Origin of the sequence: Bacillus cereus group sp. N21 (assembly GCF_016483395.1) — a bacterium.
Lineage (GTDB): Bacteria > Bacillota > Bacilli > Bacillales > Bacillaceae_G > Bacillus_A > Bacillus_A pseudomycoides.
This window is the reverse complement of record NZ_JAEHBX010000364.1, coordinates 1-260: the sequence shown is the minus strand read 5'-3', so window position 1 is coordinate 260 and position 260 is coordinate 1. Positions and strand designations below refer to the sequence as shown.

The window sequence follows — 260 nt, the reverse complement described above, 5'->3', positions numbered from 1 at the left end:
AAGTTGGCGTCGGAGGAGAGCGATTCTCTATGACACTTGGTATTGTTTTTGGATTAATTCCAGCAAACAACGCTGCGAAATTAGATCCAATTGAAGCATTACGTTATGAGTAATTAATAGTGTAGTAGAACTACACATTACCGTTCTAGTGGGCGGTTCGTAGCCTCTTACAATGAGGAAGTGAACCGCCCGTTAGCACGGGTTATATAAATAGAAGGAGGCGTTATAATGGAAGCGAATTTGAATACGCAATAGGTTGG

At 41.5% G+C, this 260-nt stretch carries 1 protein-coding gene; it reads left to right on the top strand.

The features are described from left to right. Nucleotides 1-113 (top strand): hypothetical protein (locus JDS96_RS33440; protein ID WP_374221030.1); only part of this gene is annotated, 113 nt, incomplete at its 5' end. Nucleotides 114-260: the final 147 nt, after the last annotated feature.